Source organism: Thioalkalivibrio sp. (assembly GCF_041690275.1).
Lineage (GTDB): Bacteria > Pseudomonadota > Gammaproteobacteria > Ectothiorhodospirales > Ectothiorhodospiraceae > Thioalkalivibrio.
The window spans coordinates 1-3,105 of sequence record NZ_JAWLHP010000047.1 but is presented as its reverse complement, the minus strand read 5'-3'; the positions used below and the strand labels follow the sequence as shown (position 1 = coordinate 3,105).

The following is a 3,105-nucleotide window of genomic DNA, read 5'->3' as shown; positions in this document are numbered from 1 at the left end:
GCCACCGCCGCCACCACAGGCGGCCAGGGATCCGGCGGCAAGCACGATGGCGATGGCGCGATAGAGGGTCTTCTGGTTCATGGCGATTCTCCGAGTGAGTGGCCGGAATATATTTGGGAAAAAATGACCAAACATTGGACACAACACTATCCCTCATTATTTGGGCTGTCAAGCCCAAATAATGAGGGCGGCCGAAGGATCGGGGATCGACTCTGAACTATCGTGATGTGCGAGTTGAGCGGTTTTGCGTCGCTCGGCGCGAGGCCCCGGATCATGCAGCCCGCGCGGACCGCAGAGAAACGGGTGTACTGTTCCCGGAAACGTGCCACCCAACAGACTCCTTTCCTGGGCACGTGCCAAGGCAACCGATGAACCGGAATCAGACCATCCTCGCGATCGATGCAGCCTGGACCGTCTCCCAGCCCAGCGGCGTGGCCCTGGTCCAGCAGCGGGGTGATGCCTGGCGCTGCATCGCCCTCGCGCCGAGTTACCGCAGCTTTATCGGAGAGGCGGCGGCGACCGCGACCGACTGGTCCACGACCCGCTTTCCGGGAAGCGAGCCGGACATTTCCCGGTTGCTCGAGGCCGCAGAGCGGTTGGCGGGCAGGTCGGTGGATCTGGTCACCCTCGACATGCCTGTCGCCAGGACCCCGTTTACCACGCGCCGCGAGGCGGATCGCGCCGTTTCCAGGGAATTCAGCACCCGCTGGTGCGCCGCCCACTCGCCAACCCCGATACGCCCTGGACCCCTGGGCGCCCGGATCTCAGACGCGCTGTCCGCGGCTGGCTACGAGCTGGCGACGTCAGCAACCCGATCGCCGGGTGGCCGGCAGTTCCTGGAGGTGTACCCGCATCCTGCCCTGTTGTCGCTGCTCCGGCGTCCACGACGGGTGCCGTACAAGGCCAGCAGGGCCAGGAACTACTGGCCGGGCGAATCAGCGTCGGGGCGCATCCGGAACCTGCTGATCGAGTTCGCCGCCATTCATGGTGCGCTGGCCGAGGTGTTCGACGGGCTGACGCTCGAGCTTCCGGAGCCGGACACCGTCAAAAGCCTCTCGGCGTTGAAGCGGTATGAGGATGCCCTGGACGCGCTTGTTTGCGCGTGGGTGGGCGTCGAGTACCTTGCGGGACGCACCATGCCCTTGGGCAATGACGATGCCGCTATCTGGTGTCCCACGGATGTCGTGCGGGTTCGCGATCCGGGCCAACGGACTGGCTGAAGCCGACCCTGAGCGCGCACGGTCGGGGGAGCCGGTCATGACAGGCTGGTCATCCCTGACCGATCTGCCAGAAACAGGCGTTAACGGACGAGATCTGCTGTGCGTCGTGTAGTCGAGCCGAACCACAAGGGTTTGTCGACGACGAACTTCATCGAACGTTTGACCAGACCTTTGCCGGGGAAGAAGCCGAGGTCGAGCCACAACCGGATCACCGCCGGAGCCTCAAGATCGACGGTCTGCTCGATCGGCACCAGAAAACCTTCGTAGTCGCCCGCCGGAGTCGCGAACCGCTCTCGCGTGATGGGCACAACCCGGTGCTGGTACTCACCCCTGTGGACAACCTCTTGCGTCTCTGTGTTGACGACCGTAGCCCTGCCGGAGGCTCTCCATGTCCGGTCGGGCACGACCCTGTTGGGAAGCAGCACCACGGGCGGCTCGTACAGCACGGTCTGGCCCTGGGTCAACACGTCCAGACCGGTGAGCAGCACGCTGCCATCCGGGGGCTTGAACAGATGGAGGATGTTGTAATCGCCAAATCGAACTTCCCAGCGGCCTTCACCGTCTGCGGACCACAGTTCCAGCACGACCTGCCGTCCCTCTCCGTCTCCGTCCACCACCTCGAACGTGCTTTCACCGGGGATCAGAGGGAAAAGCTCCCCAGCCTCAATCTCCTGAACCGTCGACGCCGACGTCTCCGACAGGGTGGGGGCGGCGGCACAGAGGCCGACGCCGATCAGTATTGCTCGCGCGGAAGACAGGTACATGGCCCTCTCCTGGATTCCATGGGCAAGGCCCGGTGCAGCGCGAATCGCAGTGGAGCGACGCCAACGGGAGAAAGGGCACCAGTGGCTGGGGATTGTGGGTTCCTTCCGCTGAAAGCGCTCCTGGCAGAAATGCGCGACAGCCAACCTTGTCCGCTGGAGTATAGGCAAATACAAGGCGCCTTTTCGATGGTCGGAGCCCGCTCCTCGCCGATGCCGACACCTGCGTTCGGCGTTCACTCCGGCGTCCTCCCGGTCAATCGAAGAGCCCGCGCTACGGGCGCCCGGAATGGTGACCGCCATCGGGCCTGGAGGCCGATTGATTTCGTATCCAGGTGGGTGATCACGGCTCTCGCCGGCGAAGCTTGCGCTAAGGCAGGGCGCGTGGACTTCCCGATCTTCGTCTTACCCTCCAGATCATTCGATGCGTTCACGGGACAGCAAAACTGCAGGCATTCGAATCATCGACCGCTACGCCGCGGCCGCCTGGTTCAGTGACTCCCAGACAAACCCGACCATCTCACGCGCACACGCGACTTTTACTTTGTTCGGGTGCTTTCCCGCCAGGAGCAGGCGGTTGCCCTTCTTGTTCAACCGTCGCAAACAGCGATCGGCAATCCCAACGTACTCCGACCGACTCTCCGCTCGCCGGGCCTTCACGTCTTTGCCCAGCGTGGCACTGCGATCGCCGCGCTGTTTGGCCTCGATCAACGCCGTGCGGAGGTACCGATTGTCCTGCCGGGTGATCCCCAGCCAGGTCGACCTGCCGCCAGAGGCGTACTCGCGAATATCCATCCCGGCCCAAGAGACCAGCCGGCGGGGATGGGCGAACCGTTTCAGATCCCCGATCTCGGTGACCATCGTCAGCACAAACAGATGCTTGATGCCCTTGTAACAGGTCAGCGCCTGCACCGGTTCCTGGTACCGTGGTGACGCCGCCAGCTATTCCACCTCATCGCCGTAGGCCCGCAACACCTCATCCAGACCTTGCAGCTGGCGCAGCACCAACAACAGGTTGGTCTTCAGGCTGCCCGTGCAACCCGCGATCATTCTGTCCGGCCAGCCGCAGTGATGCGTCCGCCAGTGCGTCTTGCTCGCGCAGCCCGCCTTGTAGTGCAAGCCGT

The 3,105-nt window shown here is 63.7% G+C and carries 5 protein-coding genes; 2 read left to right on the top strand and 3 right to left on the bottom strand.

Going from position 1 to position 3,105, the window contains the following annotated elements:
• A partial coding sequence (locus ACESMN_RS09925; protein WP_373053440.1) for a hypothetical protein occupies positions 1-216 on the top strand: 216 nt, incomplete at its 5' end.
• A gap of 152 nt (positions 217-368) precedes the next feature.
• Positions 369-1,220, top strand: coding sequence for a DUF429 domain-containing protein (locus ACESMN_RS09920; RefSeq protein WP_373053439.1), 852 nt, complete (start codon positions 369-371; stop codon positions 1,218-1,220).
• 80 nt (positions 1,221-1,300) lie between these two features.
• Here ACESMN_RS09920 and ACESMN_RS09915 read toward each other — a convergent pair whose 3' ends face one another.
• From ACESMN_RS09915 to ACESMN_RS09905, 3 genes are all read right to left on the bottom strand, one after another.
• Positions 1,301-1,984 (bottom strand): hypothetical protein, encoded by a 684-nt coding sequence (locus ACESMN_RS09915; RefSeq protein ID WP_373053438.1) that lies wholly within the window; start codon positions 1,982-1,984, stop codon positions 1,301-1,303.
• Between the two features lie 468 nt (positions 1,985-2,452).
• Positions 2,453-2,893: a transposase gene (locus ACESMN_RS09910; RefSeq protein WP_373053437.1), complete on the bottom strand. Its 441-nt coding sequence runs from the start codon at positions 2,891-2,893 to the stop codon at positions 2,453-2,455.
• 30 nt (positions 2,894-2,923) lie between these two features.
• The coding region (locus ACESMN_RS09905; RefSeq protein ID WP_373053436.1) for a hypothetical protein at positions 2,924-3,105 on the bottom strand (182 nt) is incomplete at its 5' end.

What these genes read in the sequence shown, in the direction of transcription:
- ACESMN_RS09920 (WP_373053439.1), top strand. Translation starts at nt 369, where the DNA reads ATGAACCGGAATCAGACCATCCTCGCGATCGATGCAGCCTGGACCGTC.
- ACESMN_RS09915 (WP_373053438.1), bottom strand. Translation starts at nt 1,984, where the DNA reads ATGTACCTGTCTTCCGCGCGAGCAATACTGATCGGCGTCGGCCTCTGT.